The organism is Alkalibacterium subtropicum, assembly GCF_900112455.1.
Classification (GTDB): domain Bacteria; phylum Bacillota; class Bacilli; order Lactobacillales; family Carnobacteriaceae_A; genus Alkalibacterium; species Alkalibacterium subtropicum.
Genome location: NZ_FOLT01000009.1, coordinates 18050 through 38327, shown reverse-complemented (window position 1 = coordinate 38327; position 20278 = coordinate 18050). Strand labels below are relative to the sequence as shown.

15 protein-coding genes are annotated in these 20278 nt (G+C 46.8%); 10 read left to right on the top strand and 5 right to left on the bottom strand.

The features are described from left to right. Positions 1 to 57 precede the first annotated feature (57 nt). Both BM049_RS08835 and addA read left to right on the top strand, forming a co-directional pair. The gene (locus BM049_RS08835; protein WP_091530683.1) at positions 58 to 3702 is read left to right on the top strand and encodes a PD-(D/E)XK nuclease family protein; all 3645 of its coding nucleotides are present in this window, start codon (positions 58 to 60) and stop codon (positions 3700 to 3702) included. Further along, positions 3699 to 7481: a helicase-exonuclease AddAB subunit AddA gene (gene addA, locus BM049_RS08830; RefSeq protein WP_091530680.1), complete on the top strand. Its 3783-nt coding sequence runs from the start codon at positions 3699 to 3701 to the stop codon at positions 7479 to 7481. The genes BM049_RS08835 and addA overlap by 4 nt, the downstream gene beginning before the upstream one ends. A 311-nt stretch (positions 7482 to 7792) precedes the next feature. On the opposite strand, the gene BM049_RS08825 is transcribed toward addA, so the two are convergent. Genes BM049_RS08825 through BM049_RS08815 form a run of 3 tightly spaced genes read right to left on the bottom strand, consistent with a single transcriptional unit; the run spans position 7793 to position 10562 of the window. Next, positions 7793 to 9025, bottom strand: coding sequence for a putative glycoside hydrolase (locus BM049_RS08825; RefSeq protein WP_245751908.1), 1233 nt, complete (start codon positions 9023 to 9025; stop codon positions 7793 to 7795). Then, complete coding sequence (locus BM049_RS08820) at positions 9018 to 9908, bottom strand: polysaccharide deacetylase family protein (protein ID WP_091530679.1); 891 nt, start codon at positions 9906 to 9908, stop codon at positions 9018 to 9020. Before BM049_RS08820 ends, BM049_RS08825 begins: the two co-directional genes overlap by 8 nt. Positions 9909 to 9920: 12 nt before the next feature. Further along, complete coding sequence (locus BM049_RS08815) at positions 9921 to 10562, bottom strand: YkyA family protein (protein ID WP_091530676.1); 642 nt, start codon at positions 10560 to 10562, stop codon at positions 9921 to 9923. Between the two features lie 236 nt (positions 10563 to 10798). Here BM049_RS08815 and lspA point away from each other — a divergent pair, with 236 nt between their 5' ends. From lspA to BM049_RS08795, 4 genes are all read left to right on the top strand, one after another. Then, complete coding sequence (gene lspA / locus BM049_RS08810; protein ID WP_091530673.1) at positions 10799 to 11275, top strand: signal peptidase II; 477 nt, start codon at positions 10799 to 10801, stop codon at positions 11273 to 11275. Further along, the gene (locus BM049_RS08805; RefSeq protein WP_091530670.1) at positions 11276 to 12181 is read left to right on the top strand and encodes an RluA family pseudouridine synthase; all 906 of its coding nucleotides are present in this window, start codon (positions 11276 to 11278) and stop codon (positions 12179 to 12181) included. 22 nt (positions 12182 to 12203) lie between these two features. Then, on the top strand, positions 12204 to 12749 hold the full coding sequence (pyrR, locus tag BM049_RS08800) for a bifunctional pyr operon transcriptional regulator/uracil phosphoribosyltransferase PyrR (RefSeq protein WP_091530668.1): 546 nt from the start codon (positions 12204 to 12206) through the stop codon (positions 12747 to 12749). Between the two features lie 358 nt (positions 12750 to 13107). After that, a complete protein-coding gene (locus BM049_RS08795; protein WP_091530666.1) occupies positions 13108 to 13758 on the top strand; it encodes a fasciclin domain-containing protein in 651 nt (216 codons plus the stop codon). A gap of 163 nt (positions 13759 to 13921) precedes the next feature. Here BM049_RS08795 and srtB read toward each other — a convergent pair whose 3' ends face one another. After that, entirely contained in the window at positions 13922 to 14692 is a 771-nt protein-coding gene (gene srtB, locus BM049_RS08790) for a class B sortase (RefSeq protein WP_091530663.1), read from the bottom strand. 147 nt (positions 14693 to 14839) lie between these two features. Between srtB and BM049_RS08785 the strand changes: the two genes are divergently transcribed. Then, entirely contained in the window at positions 14840 to 15493 is a 654-nt protein-coding gene (locus BM049_RS08785) for a fasciclin domain-containing protein (RefSeq protein WP_091530661.1), read from the top strand. Positions 15494 to 16147: 654 nt separating this feature from the next. Here the strand turns inward: BM049_RS08785 and BM049_RS08780 are convergent. Beyond that, on the bottom strand, positions 16148 to 17854 hold the full coding sequence (locus BM049_RS08780; RefSeq protein ID WP_091530659.1) for an NFACT RNA binding domain-containing protein: 1707 nt from the start codon (positions 17852 to 17854) through the stop codon (positions 16148 to 16150). A gap of 147 nt (positions 17855 to 18001) precedes the next feature. Here BM049_RS08780 and BM049_RS08775 point away from each other — a divergent pair, with 147 nt between their 5' ends. The 3 genes from BM049_RS08775 (at position 18002) to BM049_RS08765 (ending at position 20058) form a co-directional block, all read left to right on the top strand. Continuing rightward, positions 18002 to 18436, top strand: coding sequence for a MarR family winged helix-turn-helix transcriptional regulator (locus tag BM049_RS08775; RefSeq protein WP_091530657.1), 435 nt, complete (start codon positions 18002 to 18004; stop codon positions 18434 to 18436). 36 nt (positions 18437 to 18472) lie between these two features. Then, positions 18473 to 19075, top strand: a complete 603-nt coding sequence (locus BM049_RS08770) for an ECF transporter S component (RefSeq protein ID WP_091530654.1) — start codon at positions 18473 to 18475, stop codon at positions 19073 to 19075. 233 nt (positions 19076 to 19308) lie between these two features. Then, positions 19309 to 20058, top strand: a complete 750-nt coding sequence (locus tag BM049_RS08765) for a DUF1510 family protein (RefSeq protein ID WP_091530651.1) — start codon at positions 19309 to 19311, stop codon at positions 20056 to 20058. Positions 20059 to 20278: the final 220 nt, after the last annotated feature.

Sequence of the window (20278 nt, the reverse complement as noted above, 5' to 3'; positions counted from 1 at the left end):
GAGTCGATCCACGATCAGTGATGATAGACCCATCAGGATAGAGAAAGGAGTGCGGCTATGAGTTTGCAGTTTATACTGGGACGGTTACATACAAACAAGAAAGCGCACATTTACAGCCAGCTTGTCGAGTGGTCCCGTGAAGACAGTGATAACCAGGTCTTTTATCTCGTCCCGGATCACATCAAATTTGAGTCTGAGATGAATATACTGGAATACATCAAAGCCAGTCAGTCAGATACGGAGAAGCATGACCACTACGCCGGTATGATCAATCTGCAGGTCTTCAGTTTCAGTCGGCTGGCCTGGTATTACCTTCAGGATACGGCTGTATTCAGTCATTCTCAGCTGACAGAGACAGGGCTGTCCATGCTGATACGCAAGATACTGAAAGAAAATGAAGAAGATCTGACCATATTCAGAGGAGAAAGCCACCAGCAGGGATTCGTTGATAAAACCACGACCTTATTCATGGAAATGAGGAATGGGCGTGTGCATCCCGAAGATCTGGGAGAGCTTTTTATCGATCAATGGTCCGATGAAGCAGTGAACAGTGACCTGAAACTAAAATTAACAGATATAAAGAGATTATATGAAGCGTTCATGGATCAGCTTATTGGTAAATATATCGAAAAAGAAGATATGCTCGAAGCACTGATCCAGGAAGTCAAAGAGAGAGACTTGTCTCAGACGCAGATCATTATCGAGCATTTCAACAGTTTCTCTGCTCAGGAACAGGCGCTGATTCTGGAACTCGTCGAGCAGGCGCAGGATGTCAAAGTCTCTCTGATCCTGGATAAAAAACATGCCGTCGAACCACCTGACCTGACGGATTTCTTTTATGAAACAGGCATGACCTACTATCGTCTGTACCAGCAGGCACGTGAGAGAGATCTTCAGATCCAGTATGATGTTGTGCTGGATGAAGCCAGCAGCGAGCATTGTAGCGAACTGAATAAACTGGAAAAATATTGGGTCGACAGTTTTGACCTGTCGCCGGAAAAGCCGTTGCCTAAAGACTTTTCCATGGAGGAATGCATTGAAATAAGGGCAGCAGAGAACAAACAAGCTGAAGTGTTGCATGCAGCAACTACGATAAAGAAACTAGTTGCAACAGACAATTACAGATACAAAGACATCCTCGTGGTGTCCCGGGTGCTTGATGATTATAAATGGATGCTTGAAGCGACCTTTGCGGAAAACGAAATCGAACTGTTCGTGGATCAGGCTGATCATATGTCGGGACATGCACTGGTCGAAGCGATCCAAAGTCTGTTCCTGATACACAAACGCTACTGGCGTTATGATGATATCATGCGCTTCTTAAAAACCGAGCTCTTTATTCCTTTAATCGAAAATGAACAGCTGCCGAAAGATAATCTGGAGAAACTGGCTTTCTGGAACGACAAAGCAGAAGACTGGCGGACGCGACTGGATATTTTAGAGAATGTCATGCTGGCCTATGGCTATGAAGGACGGGAATGGGTCGAAGATAAAGAATGGATCTATGCCCGTTTCCATCTGGAAGAAATGGATGAGCAGCTGGATGCGGACAAACAGATGCAGCGTCAGGCCAACGAAGCTAAAGATCAGGTGCGAAAGATCCTGCTGCCATTTTATCAGAAGCTGTCCAAGTTAGAAACAAACCGCGAGGCTGCCCGCCTGCTGTATCAGTTTCTTGATGAGCAGGGCTTCAATGATCAGCTGCTTTACTGGCGTGACCAGGCCATCGAACAGGGCGAACTGGAAGAGGCTAGAAAACACGAACAGGTATGGCAGACGTTCATCCAGCTCCTCGATGAATTCGTCGATGTATTGGGAGATGAACCCTGGGATCTGGATACTTTCCTGTCTATTCTGGAAACAGGCTTCGAACAGGCGACTTACAGTATCGTTCCGCCGAGCATCGACCAGGTCATGTTCACCACCTTCGATAAATCACGGATCAACACTAAAAAAGTCGTGATCATTCTTGGGATGACCGATACCCAGTTGCCGATGAGTCAGGAGAATGACTCGATATTGACGGATGAAGACAGGGAGGCATTGTCGGCCTACTTGCCTGACGACAAATATTTGGCTCCGACAACAAGCGGGCGCCTGGCGAGTGAACCTTTTGCGGCTTACACAGCCTTCATGAATGCCTCGGAACGACTGATATTCAGCTATCCGGTCAAGAACGACGGTTCGGGTGACAACCAGCTGAGCCCCTACATCGAACGGATCAGCCGCCAGCTGTCTGTCCCTGTGAAGCAGATAAAAGCTGAACCAGGGAACCTCAGACAGGAACCTCCAGAGACCCTTCTTTCCTTTGTCGGTTCACGGCGGGAGACGATGGGCCATCTGGTGAATGTCCTGCGTGAGGGCATCGACAAAGAACACCAGCCGTCACTTTTCTGGATGAAATTGTATCAGTCGCTCTTTAAAGATGCGCATCCGATCGAACGGAAAATATTGAGCAGTCTAGAGTATTCCAATATTCCCAAGCGCCTGGACCGCGGACTGGCGGAGGAACTTTACGGGAAGGATCTGTATCTATCCGTTTCTCAGCTTGAGAGTTTTTACCTTGATCCCTACAGTCATTTCCTGCGCTATGGACTGAAACTGAAAGAACGGACCGTTCAGGAACTGACTCCGGCTGAAACCGGGACCTTTTTCCATGATGCTCTGGACAGTGTATTCAAGACGATCGTGAACCGGAATTTGAATGTGAGCGACCTGAATGACAAGAAACTGAATGAGCTGACCGATGAGGTGCTGCAGGAACTGTATGAGAAAAATAAATTCCGGCTGCTTTCCATGTCGAACCGGATGAAGTTTATCCGCAGACAGTTGAGTGACACCATCAGACAGATGATGTGGGCGATCTCCAATCAGTCGCGCCGCTCACGCATGACCCCGCAGCAATCGGAAGTGCTTTTCGGACGTATCGCAGCAAAACAGGGCGTTCCCGGACTGTCCTTCCCTTTGAACAACGGCGGCAAACTCCATGTAAGGGGCAAGATCGATCGTCTGGATACTCTGGAAATCGATGATCAGCTCTACATCAGTGTGGTCGACTATAAATCTGGAGCCAAAAAACTTGAATTTGATGAAATATATCACGGTCTGATGATGCAGCTGCTGACTTATCTGGATACAGCAGTCGAGCATTCAGAAGAATTATTCGGCAGAAAAGCCAAACCGGCCGGGGCCTTTTACGCCCAAGTGAAGAATCCCCTGCTTGACGGCCGCTCAGTGAAAGATAAAAACTGGCTGGAAGAAATGCTTAAAGAGTTTAAAATGAAGGGCATCCTGCTGAACGAAGACGATCTGCTGTCCAGTATAGACAAGACACTGGATAACGGGGTCTCCTCGCTGGTCTATCCGCTGAAGAAACTGGTGAAAGGCCAGCTGCGAGGCTCGTTCATCACACTGGATGACCTGGAGCTGCTCTTGAGACACCACCGGACCAAAATCAGAGAGGCAGGTAACCTGATCCTGTCCGGTGAAAATCAGCTGGCGCCGTTTTACGAGAAGAAGGGACATACGCCAACAACTGTGGGCGGCGTGTATCATCCGATCTCGCAATTCGATGTGCTGCTTCCTGACAACCAGAACTATTACCGCAATCTGCCTAAGATCAAAGACCAGAATGAACTGATCGACAAGCTCAAAGTGAAATATCAGATTATCGAACCTGGAAAGGAGGACGATGCCGGATGAAAATAATACCTGAAAAACCGGAAGGAACCCAATTTACCGATCCTCAGTGGCAGGCGATCCATGATGAAGGCAAAAACCTTCTGGTCTCTGCTTCGGCCGGATCGGGGAAAACGACTGTCCTCGTCCAGCGTGTGATCGAAAAGATAAAAAACCAGACAGATATCAATCAGCTATTAGTTGTCACCTACACCAATGCAGCGGCGAGAGAGATGAAACAGCGCATCCAGTCGGCCATCCAGAAAGAAATCAACGCGTGCAAGGATCCTGATCAGAAACATCATCTGATCAGACAGATCCCTATGCTGGGACATGCAGATATTTCAACGCTCCACTCTTTCTGCCTGAAAGTGATCAGACGCTATTATTATCTGATCGACTTTGACCCCGTCTTCCGACTACTGACGGATGATACCGAGATCGCTCTGATGAAAGAGGACGTCTGGGACGAACTGCGTGAAGAGCTTTACGGGAACGATCATGCCTTGTTCGAAGAATTGGCTGCGGCTTATTCGAGTGACAAAAACGATGATGGCATGACTGACCTGGTCCTGTCATTATATGAGTTCTCACGGGCCAATCCGGATCCGCTGGAATGGCTGTCGGGACTGAGTCAAATGTACTCGGTGGAAAATAATGATCTGGGCCAAAGCTTTGTCTTTCAGCAGCTCATTAAAGGACAGCTCCTCAGTACGGTGTACAGTGTGAGAGAACTGTTGGAAGATGCCATTGCTATGGCCAACGGTGAAGAAGCGCTAGGTAAAACCCTCGGGATATTAGAAAAGGATCTCAATCACATCAGCCAGCTTGAGTTACTTGTTAAAGACAATAATCTGCAGGAAGCCTATGAGCTTATTAATGATTTCAGTCACAGCAGATGGTATGCACCCAACAAAAAAGACACGCCCGAAGCGGTGAAGGAAATCGGTAGAGAGATGAAACCTTTCAGGGACAAGGCCAAAGACTTGTATACCGACATGGTCAATGATGTGTTCGCATTTTCTCCGGATGAACAGCTGGAAAGCATGTCGAAGGTCGGCAGATTGGTAGAAGAAATGGCTCGTGTCACTACGCTCTTTTACGAACGCTATCAGGCTTTTAAAGCTGAGAGGAAAGTGCTGGACTTCAACGACCTCGAGCACCTGACGCTCCGGATATTGTCAGAGCAGACGGCGGAAGGCAAAATAGCTTCTGAAGCAGCCAAACATTACCGTCATCAGTTTAAAGAAGTCATGATCGATGAATACCAGGATATCAATCAGATCCAGGAAGAAATACTGACTTGGGTCACACAACCGGACCCGAAAAACGGGAACCAGTTTATGGTCGGCGACGTCAAGCAGTCGATCTATTCTTTCCGTCTGGCAGATCCAAGTCTGTTTATCGATAAGTATGAACGCTATGCCGAGAAAGAAGCAGGCGAAAGGATCATTCTCGCTGAAAATTTCCGGTCACGCCAAGATGTCCTGTCATTCACCAATTTCGTCTTCGATCAGCTGATGGATAAAGAGGTCGGGGACCTGACGTATGATGACTCGGCCAAACTGATCAATGGCTTTATTGCCTTTCCAGACTCCGAAGATTTTCAGACGGAGATCCTGATCTACGAATCGAAAGAAGAAGAGTCTGAAGAAGAGGACGAACCGGAAGCCTTGTCGACGTCTTTCAATATCGATACGAAAACGAAAGGCGAACTCTTTATGGTCGCCAACAAGATCCTGGAAATGCTGGCCGAAGGATATGAGATTTACGACAAGAAAGCCCAAGTCATGCGGCCTTTGGGACTAAAAGACATCGTATTGTTGACACCTACAAAGAAAAATAATCTGGATATCCAGGATATTTTCAAACAGTTGGGCATACCAACTGCAGTGAAAGATACACAGAACTACTTCCAGACCACTGAAATAACTATCATGATGTCCATTCTCAAAATCATCGACAATCCGCAGCAGGATATTCCGCTCGTTGCTGTGCTGCGTTCGCCGATCGTCGGCTTGGACGAGGTGGAACTGACCCGCATCCGGATCATCGATAAACAGTCGTCTTACTTCGATGCGTTGAGTCAGTTTGCAGCGAAAGATGACTGGCAGGACATTAAAAATATCGAACTGCAGGCGAAGGTCCAGACTTTTCTGGCCATGCTGGAAAACTGGCGCAAACAGTCACACCGTCGTTCACTGATCGACTTGATCTGGATGATCTTTGAAGATACGGGTTTTCTGCATTATGTCGGCGGGATGAGTTCCGGCAGACAACGTAAGGCCAATCTGCATGCCTTGTATGAACGGGCAGCCGCGTATGAGAAGACGTCATTCAAGGGCCTGTTTCAGTTTATCCGCTTCATAGAAAAAATGCAGAAGAAAGATAAGGATCTGGCGGAACCGCAGGCAATCTCTGACAGTGAGAATGCGGTGCGCGTCATGACGATCCATGCCAGTAAAGGACTCGAATTCCCGATCGTCTTTGTACTGGACATGACAAAACGGTTCAATGTCAGAGATGCACAAGGGGCCACGGTTTTTGACGAAGAATATGGTGTAGGGGCAGAGTACCGTGACTTGAATACTCGTGAGAAGAAAACGACACTGCCTGAAAAAGCGCTGAAATATAAAAAGAAAACCAAACTGCTGTCTGAACAGATGCGTGTGCTCTATGTCGCACTGACGCGTGCTGAACAGAAACTCCTGCTGGTTGGATCATACAAGAATGAAGCGGCTGCTCTTGAACGGTGGGGACTGGTCGGCGGCCATCCCAAACGTGTCCTGCCTTCAGACATGCGTTTAGGTGCCCGCGGCTTTATGGACTGGATCGGTTTCAGCATCATCCGGCATGAACAGATGGATGAATCACGGCCGATCGCTGCTCAAAATGATGAGATCCATCATTATGATACATCCTTTGGTGTGCATTTCTATTCACAGGAAGAGCTGGAAGAAGCCTTGTTGTCACATCAGAAGTCAGAAACATCTGACTGGTATCCGAAGCTGAAAGAAGGCACCATCCAAGCGCAGGCCGATGAGGAAATCAAGCAGGCGGTCGACGAAGCGCTTATGGTGATGAACAAGCCGTATGCTTATCAAATCGCTACACAGACCACCAGCTATCAGTCGGTCTCAGAAATCAAACGCCTGTTTGAAGAACCGGACGATGGTCAGATGGTCAAGATCGATGTCACCAAACCGAGACAAGTGAGTCGGTATGTCGAAGATCAGCTGAGCCGACCGTCCTTCATCCAGGAAGATCTTAAGCCGACTCCGGCAGAAGTGGGTCAGGCGACGCATCTGGTGCTGCAGACGCTTGACTTGAGTGAGAAACCGGCGAGAGCCTCCGTTTATGCTGTCATCGATCGTTTAGTAAAGGAGAAGGTTTTCACGCCTGAACTGGCGAAACTGATACGTACAGAAGAGATCCTCAGTTTCTTTAGGACAGCATTCGGAGAGTACATTATTGCACACGCTTCAGACATGAAACGAGAAGTGCCCTTCTCGCTGCTCATGGAAGCACAGGATATCTTCCACGATATGGAAGCACTGGATGATCACGTGCTTATCCACGGAATCATTGACGGCTATATCGAAAGGGAAGACGGCATCATTCTGTTCGACTACAAAACGGACCGGGTCGCTCATTTAGGCCAGATGGCGGGGGACGAGATGCTCAAAAAGTATCGCGGCCAGCTGACACTCTACAAGCGGGCATTGGAATCGATCCTTCAGAAGCCTGTACTGGAGTCCCGTCTTGTGATGCTGGACATCAGCGAAACGGTGCAAGTGCATTAATTGTTTTAATTGAAAAGTATGAAAACAGCGAGCAGACTATTTTGGAATAAGAGTCTGCTCGCTTTATACCTTTTTAGAAATAGACAGGCATATATCTCGAACTCGACAGACCAAAATTGCCTCGAGTTGCTGCTATAGTCACTATATTTACCCATTCTAAAATGAATGATCAGGCTGCGGTCTAATCAGGACCGCATGGAAGGTCACCCACGTGTTTTGGCGCCAGTTCAGAAGAATCATGAACATCGCGCTGTACGTGTAGTCATAAAAAAGCTGGGACCGCGGTCCCAGCTTTCCTTATAGTATCAAGTTTAGTCGAAACTGTATTGCGCACCTTCAGAATAAGTGTTGGCAGCATCCCATAGAAGGAATTCGTTGACACCATGATCGTTTAAGGCACGAATCTGGTCGCTCACTTCCTGAGCACCATAATTCTTGTACCAGCCCGAGCCTAAATAGGAAGCAGTGAAGTCCTGGATCCATGGACGGGAGACAGGGGCGTTTTCGCCTAATTCGCCGAGGACTCTGTTCTCATGTTCCATATAATTGGCAACAGTATTATATGGCTCCAGATCCGGTTTGGCGATGCCTAGAGATCCTGGTCCCCAGTGACTCGGATAGATCATGGATGAAATAACATCGACATTCTCAGAAATACGTGAGAAGTTCTGACCGATGCCGGGCGCTTCCGGTACAGTTGCTGAGTAACCGAAGATATCGACAGAGACATCGACATCAAAGGCTTCCAGTTCTTTTCTGGCATACGCCACAAAGTCCGTGACGGCTTCGACACGCTGCTGGACATTATCCATATCATTGTCAGCATAGTCCCCGCGGGAATAATCGAGTTCTTCATCACGCAGTTCAAACCCTTCTGGGAAACGGACGTAGTCGAACTGGATATCCTTGAAGCCCATCATGGCAGCTTTTTTAGCAATTTCAACGTTGTAGTCCCAGACTTCTCTCTGGAACGGGTTGACGAAACTGTGACCGGCACGGTTTGACCAGACAGAGCCGTCGGGATTTTTAAAGGACAGATCAGGGCGTTCCTTAGCCAGCTCAGAATCTTTGAAGACGACGATACGCGCGATCGGATAGATCTCGTTTTCTTCAAGATGAGACATCAGACCTTCCGGATCGATCCAGTTATTGGAAAACTTATTGACGAGTTCATGATCAGATTCGAGTGGCATCGTGATATCGCCATTGTCTTCTTTCACGTCAATGACCATCGCGTTCAAGTCGGTGGTATTGAGCAAGTTCGTCAGCGGTTCCATGCGTGCACCGCCGGCAGAGTGGGCCGTTACGAAGACACCTTTGACACCGTCTTCAGGATAGGCGATGTCCACACCGCTGTCATATTTGAACTGACTCGGGAATGTTTCAGGTACCCTAAGTAAAGGTTCTGTATTGACCGTTAAGTAGGTGGTTTCCATTGTTTCTGTTTCTTCGTGTTCGTCTGCATTGACTGTTGTATTGGCGATTCCGCTTAAGGCTAAAACAGCCGCAGAACCCATGAGTGTCTTTTTCAGCATTTTAGTCATTGGTCATTTCCTCACTTTCACTATTTCCAGTCTGGATCAATTCTGGATCCAGCAGTTCGTAATCTTTTTCTCTCAAGCCGTCGATAATCGCCGGGGTAGCTTCTTTCGTCCATTCGCGGTCATGCATCAGCAGATTGGAACCTGATACGAGCAGATTCGTATTGACCATGATATCAGCCAAAGCATCTGCATTCTGATAGTCGGCTTCCCAGTCGTAACCATACGTCCAGTTCATCAGCGCCATGCCTTCGTCTTTAACAACTTGTTTCGAATGATCAGTATTTTGTCCAAATGGGGCCCGGAAGAAACGGGGGCGTACGCCGATGATTTCTTCGACCATGTCATTTGTTTTAATGATCTCTTCGGTCTGTTTATCTTCAGAAATAGAAGGCAGACTTGCATGCGTATGGGTATGATTACCTATTGTGAAGCCCATTTCGTGGACTTCTTTCAGAATGTCCTTACCTTCATCATCTTCAAGATACATGCTGTTCACAAAGAAGATAGCCGGGGCGTCTTTATCAGCTAAAATTTCAGCAATACCCAAAGTATGTTCATTAGGGCCATCATCAAAGGTCAAGAGGGCGACTTGCTTGTTTGCTTCTTTCCCATCCAGCACATTGATGTAGGCAAAATTGTCACTTACTTCATATAAGTATTCAGGCGCTTCTGCCACTTCAGATTCCTCTTCATCAACAGTTTCTTCGGATTCGTCAGTTTCTTCTTCAGAAGTGTCATCGGTTTCCGTCGTTGTTTCTTGATCGCTCGTGTCTTCCTGCACAGTTTCTTCTTCTGTTTCTGGGGTTTCTTCACTTTCTGCCGCTTCACAGGCTGTCAAAACGAGTGTGGAAGCAAGCAGGGTAGAGAGTATCAGTTTTTTCATCGGTCAGTCTCCTTACTCTTCGCTGAGTTCTGTTTCAATAGATGATTGCAGTTCAGTCAAGTTTTCATCCAGATCGACCAAGATCTCATCCAGGTTCATCACCGGTTCTCTCAAGCTTTCGCGTTCCTCATTGAGTGTTTCGATGCCATTGACAAAGTCGTCATAAGTGGCTTCTTCATCAGCGATCTCAGTAAAAAAGTCTCTTTCACTTTCTAAAGTCTGATAGTATGCATCGATATAAGTAGAAAGACTCGCTTCAAAATCGTCCACGACCGTATCGACTTGTACGATTTGTTCCTGCTCAAGAGATTCCCCGTCGTAGGTGCCCAGGATCTCCTGCTGGACTTCCATATCATTTTCCACGGCTTCCAGCTCGGCTAAGATCTCTTCTCTGGCTGTGATGTTTTCAAAGACAGGGGAGGACTCATCCTGCAGCGTAGCCAGGTCTTCATCTGTTTCAAGTGTTTCACTGAACAGTTCCTGCAGTTCCGTTTCTGTTTGTGCCAGCTGGTTCAAATCTTCCACAGCCTCATCTGTTATACTCTCGATCTCATTCGTCGCTTCCTGCACTTCGCCCAAGTTCTCTGAGTCACAGCCAGCCAGTACTAAAGGTACCGCTGAGAGTGTGAAAAGGACCCACTTTTTAGTTGTCATATAGCAATCTCCTTTAACATTTTAGTCTCATAATTATAATTTAAAGTATCCTGTAGAGTATAGCAAATTTTTACCATAAATAAAACGCTTTTATACAGAAATCGTATTAATCTAATAATAATGTAAAAGAAATGGCTGATTATCCCAGTATTTATATGGATATAAGCAAATCAAGGTAGGTTTTGACTCGAAAATATTGTACAATAATAGAAGGTACACTAACAAAGGAGTTCACTATGCTGATATATTATATTATTTCACTGATTATTGTCGGGATCGATCAGTTAACGAAGTATTTGACTGTTCAGAACATCCCCTTACATGAAACACTGGAAGTTATCCCTTCTGTATTATCCTTCACCTATCATCAGAACACAGGTGCAGCCTGGAGCATACTGGAAGGCCAGATGATTTTCTTTTATATCGTCACTCTGATCGTTGTGGGCGTCATCATTTACTATATGCATACCCAAGGTAAGAATGACAAGTTCTTTGCTTTCTCACTGAGTCTGATCCTGGGCGGAGCGATCGGTAACTTCATCGACCGGCTGTTCCTGCAGTATGTGGTCGATATGATCCGCGTCGAATTTATCGATTTCCCGATCTTCAATGTGGCGGATATGTCACTGACCGTGGGCGTCGCCTTGATGCTGATTTACCTGTTCTTTGACGAATGGAAAGAATACAGACAGAAGAAAGTTGGAACGAAATAAATGGATAAGACAAAAACATTTCATGTATCAAATGAAACTGGACGCCTCGATAAATATTTAAGCGAAGAATTAAGCGAACATTCACGCAGTCAGGTCCAGTCCTGGATCAAAGACGGCCTGGTCACTGTCAACGACGAGGAAGCAAAGGCCAACTACAAGCTGCAAAACGGGGACATCATTCATGTGACGGTGAAAGAACCTGAAGAGATCGACGCCCAGCCGGAAGACATCGCTATCGATATCGTTTATGAAGATGCCGATGTGGTCGTCGTCAATAAACCGTCCGGAATGGTCGTCCATCCATCCATCGGTCACGCAAGCGGGACCCTCGTCAATGCGCTGCTTTATCATGTCAAAGATTTATCAGGGATCAACGGAAAAATTCGCCCCGGCATCGTTCACCGCATCGATAAAGACACCTCAGGCCTTCTGATGGTGGCTAAAAACGATCTGGCGCACGAAAAGCTGGCTGAACAGCTGCAGGAGAAGACGGCAAAACGCGAATACATCGCACTGGTCCACGGTGTTATCGAAAACGACAAAGGGACCATCGATGCCCCGATCGGCAGAGACCCGAAAAACCGTAAGAAGTTCACCGTCATTCAAGGCGGCAAAGAGTCCGTCACGCATTTTGAAGTGATTGAGCGTTTCAGCGAATATACACTGCTGCGGTTGAACCTGGAAACCGGACGCACACATCAGATCCGCGTGCATCTGGAATATATCGGTCACCGTATGGCCGGCGACCCTTTGTATGGTCCACGAAAAACACTGGAAGGGGAAGGGCAGTTCCTTCATGCTGCATCCTTGTCATTCGTCCACCCGAGAAGCGGCGAACGTCTGACATTCACTGCACCCTTGCCTGATGCATTCAATGAGACACTTGACTGGGTAAGACGACGTTAAAAAAGTGAAAGGAGACTGACTGATGTCAAAAGTTGTATCTATCCTCGATGCCGTGGCACTGAACCGGGCATTGACCCGTATTTCGTATGAAATCATCGAACGGAACAAGGGGACCGATAACCTTATCCTGGCGGGGATCAAAACCCGCGGGGTCTATATCGCCAGACGGATCGCCGAGAAGATCGAAGAGATCGAAGGCACTGCTGTCCCTGTAGGGGAACTGGACATTACGCTGTACCGTGATGACCGCCATTTCCCGGAAGAGGTGGAAGACCCGGAAGTCAAAGGACAGGATTTCCCTGTTGATGTGAAAGGCAAAGTCGTGATTTTAGTTGACGATGTCATCTATACCGGACGGACGATCCGTGCGGCCATGGATGCCGTCATCGACCTGGGACGCCCGGAAAAAATCATGGTCGCGTCGCTCACGGACAGAGGACACCGCGAGATCCCGATCAAAGCTGATTTTATCGGAAAAAATATCCCCACGTCCAAGCAGGAGCAGGTCAAAGTCTCCATGAAAGAATATGACGGCAAAGATGCCGTAGAGATCATCAAACCGGAGTAACAGATAAAGCTGACAGTGAGGATTCGGTTCTCACTGTCAGCTTTTTATTTATTTTGCCGTATCTTATTGACAGAAATCCGTTCGGATCGTTGTGTTTCTCTAAAGCGTGCTGGTCTTCAATCATTCCAGACGTTCTGCAATCCATACTGACAAAAAATCTGCTTAGCCAATGTTACTAACGGATATGACAGGGTCACATCCCGAAGCAGTAATCCTTTCGCCACGTAAAAATCTTTTTTTAAAAAATATTTTGAATTCGAAGTTTTATTGATTGCCTTTTTTATCCAGCTTACTTATTATAAGGGTGTAAGGTCGTTCATTCGATTTTACAATACATCAACAAGGGGAGAGATTCATCATGTCAAAACTTGTCAAAGCATTTTTATCGTTTGTCACCGCTATCGCTCTCACAGTTGCCCTCGCTCCGACCGCCTTCGCAGATAATCATGAAGCAGCCGAACAGGATATCGTCGAGATCGCTTTAGGTAACGACGACTTCAGTATTCTCGTTTCTGCTCTGCAGCGTGCCGAACTGGTCGAAACGCTACAGGGCGACGGACCCTTCACTGTTTTCGCACCGACCAACGCAGCGTTTGAGGATCTGCTTGCCGCTTTGGATATTTCAGCCGAGGAATTACTGGCCCAGCCTGACCTGGCAGACGTACTGACTTACCACGTCGTTCCGAGCGCAGTCATGGCCGGCGACCTGACTGACGGGTTGGAAGCAGAAACTGTCAACGGCGAAACCGTCACATTCGATTTGAGTGGCGATCCAATGGTCAATGATTCCATGATCGTTGATACAGACATCGAAGCTTCAAATGGTGTCATTCACGTGATCGATACTGTCCTGGTACCGGAAGGCTTTGAACTTCAGGACGTCGATATGGAAGAAGACGAGGTCCCTGAAACAGGTATTGAATCCAATACACTGTTACTAGCCGGAATGATCGCTACGGCAGCAGCTTTCGTCTTTGTCATGGCCAAGCCTGCTAAACAGAAAAAATAACCGATCCACAGGTATAAAAAATATGAGTATTAAGATCGAGCCGTGTTCGAGTGAGTGGTCACTTGAACACGGCTCTTTTTTTATTGAAATGAGAATGTGCCGAATCATGAATTCAGAAAAAGGCACCCCCGGGAGTGATGCTCCAAGGGGTGCCTTTATATCGTTATTCTTCGGTGACTTCATACGCATGGACATACACACGTCCGTCATCCACTGAATAGTTACAGGAAATCAGGGTCAGCAGTTTCTGGTCGGCTTTAAATTCGGATTCGATCGGATAGACTGAATCGGCTTTCAACTCTTCATAGTATGCTTTCAGTTCGTTACCATCAAAAGAAGTCCGGATATAATCGGAACCGGCAGGCGTGACGTGCACCGAGAAGATTTTATAGGTCCGTTTCGTATAGGGATCCTGGAAACTGATCGTCGGATTTTCTTTGGTAAAGTCTTCCGACAGGAACTTGTCCAGATCCGCAAACATCAGACCGGTCTGAGTATAGTGACCATATAAAATAGTGTGATCGTCCAGGCCCATTCCGATGTTCCGGTAATCCATGAAAATCGAGCCTAAAATGTGTTCTTCTTTGTAGAAGTCATGTTCAAGGTAAAATTCATTGTCCTGACCTCTCACGACAGGGTAGTCGATGACTGTGCCGCCAATCTTGAGCCAGCCGACATAATCTGCATTCATTTCATAATAATCAGCTGACGGATTGGCTAGAAAGGAAAAGGCGTCCGTTTCTGATCCCGGATCGTCAAGATCCTGGTCTACTACTAAACTACTCGAGGATTCAACGGATGGCGCTTCATTGAAATCAGCTGACAGGGAAGGGACATCGGCCGTGGAAGACTGTTCCAGGTGAGAACGGATACTGATATTGAGCAGCAGGAGAAACACTGTGGCCAAGGCAAGCAGCAGTGCTTTTCTTTTCATCGTCGTCCCTCCTTTAAGAAATAATAAACAAATTATCGTCAATTCGAGGTGTTAATAATTGATTCTTTTATCGTATATCTTTATTATAGGGTTGTAAAGTTGATGAGTCAATTTTACAATCTTATACCAAAGAAGGAGAGATTCATCATGTCAAAATTTGTCAAAGGCATTTTGTCGTTTGTAACCGCATTCGCACTCACATTCGCTCTAGCCCCAACCGCATTCGCTGACAACCATATGGATGAAGAACAGGACATCGTCGAGATCGCTTTAGGAAATGATGATTTCAGTATTTTAGTTTCTGCACTACAGAAAGCTGAACTCGTTGAAACCCTGCAAGGCGATGGACCCTTTACAGTCTTTGCCCCAACGAATGCAGCCTTTGAAGATCTGCTGGGCGCTTTAGACATTACAGCGGAAGAACTGCTGGCTCAACCAGATCTGGCAAACGTCCTGACTTATCACGTCGTGCCTGGCGCTGTCATGGCCGGTGACTTAACTGACGGTATGGAAGCCGAAACAGTCAATGGAGAAATGCTGACATTCGACTTAAGCGGTGACCCTATGGTGAACGACTCCATGATCGTAGAAACAGACATCGAAGCTTCAAATGGTGTCATTCACGTGATCGACACAGTCCTCGTTCCTGAAAACTTTGAACTTCAGGAAGTAGACATGGAAGAAGATGACGTGCCTGCAACAGGTATCGAATCCAACTCGATCTTACTGTTTGGTATGATCGCAGCTGCAGCAGCCTTTGCTTTCGTCTTAGTCTACAAACCACTTAAACAGGAAAAATAAATCACTAAGTAAACAATGGATAAATAAAAGCAGCAGTCCAGTTAACCATGACGGGACTGCTGCTTTTTTTGTGGCTCACGTTCTTGTATGGAGCGCATCCATCAGAAAGCTAGGGAACAGGCATTATTTTGAGAGACTGAGAAGCAATGCTTGCTTATGATAGCCGATTTTCAGTATTAAAGTCTGTATTCGACAAGTAGGGCAGCAGTTCGGTGACCTAAGTGCTGAATAGAGCATTATTCGGTAAGTTAGAAGCGTTAAATCGCCCTAACTGTCGAAGTCGGGCACTGTTCGGTAGATAGGATTTCATGGTAACGCGCTAGTTACCGAATAGACGCTGATTCGGTAAGTAGGGTGTGTTTTTGATCCCAATGTGTCGAACCCATGCCGACTTCGGTAAGTAGAAGAACGCTTCCTAAATCTACTTCCCGAATACCGGCACCTTCGACAGGTTGAACGCTTAAATCAAATCTTACGTGTCGAATACACCGCTGACTTGCTCTCTATAATGCCGATACGCGCGTGAAGCATGTATCGTACATATGAAACCATGTTATGTCGAAACTGGCCGGGCCAGTTTCATCCCTATAAATTCGAACAAAAGGAAAAAGCCGTATTCAGGTTCGCTAGCCTGAATACGGCTTTCCTCACTATTTAGCTTTTCGGTTTAAGTTCGCGAACTTTCTCATCACTCGGGGTCACATAATAGGTCGACTGACCTTCATAAATGACATAGCCGGGTTTGGCACCGTTCGGTTTTCTGATATGCTTGACTTGAACCACATCCACCGGAACGGAAGAGGACAGGCGATACTTGCTGTAGTAGGCAGCCAGCACACAGGCTTCCTCGAGGGTTTTTTCTGAAGGATCTTCGTCCTCGATAATGACGTGGGAACCTGGGATATCCTTGGCATGCGCCCACCAGTGTTTTTTGTGCGCCTTTTTCAGTGTCAGTTCGTCATTCTGAGTATTGTTCTTGCCGACCAGCATACTGACGCCGTCGGAGGAAACAAAGGCTTCCGGTTTCGATTTCTTGTTTTTCTTTCGGCGGTCTTTCTTGCTTTTTTTCTTCTTAAGATAATCGCCTTCCCGCAGTTCGTCCCGAATGTCTTCGATGTCCGATATGGAGGCGATGGACAGCTGCGTGAGCAGGGTATCGAAGTAATTCAGTTCGTGGCGGGTCGACTTCAGCTGTTTCGTCACGTGCGTCTTGGCACTTTTCAGCTTCTGATAACGCGAGAAGTAATACTGGGCATTCTCAGCCGGTGTTTTTTGCGGATCCAGATCGATCTCAAGCGGTGTTTCGTCCTCATAAAAATTGGGAAGGGTGACTTTTTCGTCGCCCTGATCCACTTCATGGAGATACGCCGTCAGGACTTCCCCTTTGACTTTATACTCATCGGCTTTCTCGGTCTGCTGCAGTTCCTTCTTCAGTTTCTGGATCTTTTTCTTGTCCTTCTGATACAGATTTTTGACCAGATGGCTCAGATCATTGGACTGCTGGTGGACACGGTCGCGTTCCGCTTTATTCTGATAATAGCGGTCCATCAGTTCACTCAGTGAGTCGAACGGCAGCTTTTCGCCTTCAAGATGCAGATAAGGAAGAGGGGTAAAGGTTTCTTTCTGTCCGTTTCTCGTCAGGGTCGGTTCCAGCTTGCCAGATTTAAATGACGCCATGAAATGCTGGAAGACAACACTGGGGGCATCGTCACTATGCGTGTCCATGCGATACGCCAGTTCATGGGCCGAATCTTTACCGAAGCCTTGAAATGTCTGCTGGATCCATTTTACTTTGTTCTTATGATCCAGTTCCATTACAGGGAAGGGGCCGTCATAGTCAAACGGGTTTTTACGGTCCTGACTGGGCGCTTCTTTGTATTCAGCTCCGGGAAGCAGGGTACGGTAGGTATTCTGACTCGCCGGGACATGACGGATCGCATCCACCAGCCTGTTATCTTCAGTGTTGACAAGTAGGACATTACTGTGTCGACCCATGATCTCTACGATAAGGGAAAGGTATTCTGTATCACCGAGTTCATTGCGTCGCTTGAAGGTGAAGGTCAGGATACGGTCGTTCTCTTTCTGCTCGATCGCTTCTATGATTGCGCCATCCAAGTACTTCCTGAGGACCATGCAGTAGTTCGGGGGCTGAGCAGGATTCTCGAAAGGGATATCCGTCAACTGGACACGGGCATACTGTGGATGGGCAGACAGCAGCAGGGATTTGTTTTTTCGGTTGGCACGGATACGCAGAATCACTTCGTTGTCATAAGGCTGCTGGATTTTTGTGATGCGTCCGCCGTTCAGTTCTTCTTCTAGTTCATCTCTTAAACCATGGACAAATAAACCGTCAAAAGACATAAGGTGTCACTCCTATCTATAAAAAACTCTTTTTCAGTATAGCATTAAATAAAGGGTCGTACCAACTTTCATCTTTTCGTTGCTCATTCAGGGACATCGTGCTATAGTTGACTTATGCAAATAAACAGCGAATGAAAGAGGGGTAACATGGACAGCACAGAAAAAGCACTTCAACTACTGGATAAAGTAACCGAATTCAATCATCACTACAAGTACTTAACGGATCACTTGCTGCATGAACTGGGATTGTCTCATTCTACAATCAACCTGATCGAACTTATTGGTGAAGATGAAATGACCTTAAAAGAGATCACGAAGAAAAGCCGTCTGGACAAGTCGACGGTCAGCCGTCAGATGAACGCTCTGGTACGCAAGGATCTGGTGACCAAAACGTCAGGGACCGATAAACGCTATGTTTATTTTAAACTGAACGCTCAGGCCAGTGATGTTTTTAAAAACTATCATACCCAGCTGGAGGAGAAATTCCAGAACGTCCTTTCCGGATGGACAGAAGAAGAAGCGCATATGCTGACCGTTCTTCTCGGACGGCTGAACCGCAGCATGACCAACCGCATGAACTGATCGTGCCCATATAAAAAATAAAAGGAGAAACTTTTTATGACTTTGAACCGTAAACAATCTAAACCGCGTCGCATTGCCTTACTTGGTATATTGACCGCCATTATTCTTATTCAGAATTTTGTGCCATTCTTAGGGAATATCCCGATCCCACCGCTTAATCCAACGATCATTCATATCACGGTCATCGTGGCCGCGTTGACCATGAGCACAACCGACGGCATGATCATTGGGGGCATATGGGGCGTGACCCGAATGATCCGGGCCTATACCATGCCGGCCTCACCACTGGATCTTTTACTCTGGACCAATCCAATGATCGCGGTGGTTCCGCGCATATTGATCGGTCTCTTTACCGGCTGGGCGTACGCCTTCTTTAAGCGTCTCTTCTCGGAAAAAGATAAACTGGCCCTGGCGAGTGCATCTGTCGTTGGCTCCTTTACGAACACCGTTTTCGTCCTGCTGTTCATTTATCTCTTTTACGGAGAGGCTTATGCACAGGCGATCGATGTCGACATGAGTAATCTGATCGGCGCGCTTGGTGTGATCGTCGGAACGAACGGGGTGGCAGAAGCCATTGCTGCTGCAATTATCGCACCGCTCATCACGATCCCGCTCAGAAAAATCACCTATCAAAAATAAAGGCAGACAAAGCTATGTGTCATTTCTTTCTTCGATAGAAGGAAGCGGCACAGAGCTTTTTTTATTGCTCAAGAAACAGTCAGATCATATACAAGCTCTATATAGGAAGGGCGAACAGAAACACTTCCGAAATGTTTGTCTTTACTTTGTTATCTGAATTACTCACTAAAATCGTTATAATATGGTACACTCTAAACAGAGTTTGTTACATAAGATAAGGAAGGAAGAGCACGATGAAAAAAACACGCGCGAATAAAAACAACCCAAACACTCCAAAAAACAACAGCAAGATCGAAAAAATCTATTATGTGGTCATTGGACTGCTGCTGGTCATTTTAGGCGGGCTGGTCATCTTTATCTTTGCCAATCAGGATGATGTGGTGACGGATGAAGAACCGAACGGCGACCCAGAGTCAGGAATGGTCTCAGAAACTGACGAAGACAACACGGATGAAGACACTGCAACTGAAGAGGGTACTGACGAAGAACCGGCTGAAGAGGATACTGAAGAAGCGGCAGATGAAGAAACAGCTGATCAGGATGTCGATACGGAAGCAGAGGAAGCCACTGAAGAAGCCGAAGATGAACCGGAAGAAAACGTCGAAGACGAAACCGATGAAGCGGCAGAAGAAGAGACCGAAGAACCGGCAGAAACTGACGAACCGGAAGAAGAGGCAGCAGATGAGCCCTCCGATGCCGATATCAATGCCGATGCGCCGCTGAACGATAGTTACAACATCAACTTCAGCGACGGATCCAGTGACCGCAATGCCATCGCGCAAAATGCCAGCGCAGTCAGCGGCATCAGCCAGGGCGACATGATCACCTGGTGGGTAGGGAACGATGGTCCCGGACGCGCCTTTACAGTTGTTTCTGACAGTGGACGCAATACCGTTTACCGTGTTTATCTCCAGTATGGTGAAGGCGAATGGCACATCACAGCTGCCGAAGAACTCGACAGCGTCCCTTCAGAATACCGTTAACCCAAAGAATTATACGTTATGAGCTTCTAAAGACCCCAGTCAGGCTGGTGACTTCTTTAGAAGCTTTTTTTATTGATTTAAAAGGAACAAAATGAGCCTGCTCATTTTGATATCCTTATTTTTTTTTAGTTCGGTCATTAAGTGCGGATAAAGTAATCCTAACGACCGAAGTTCGGTATGTTCGGCAGGTTCACTCAGATATTTCAAACGTAAGTGTCGA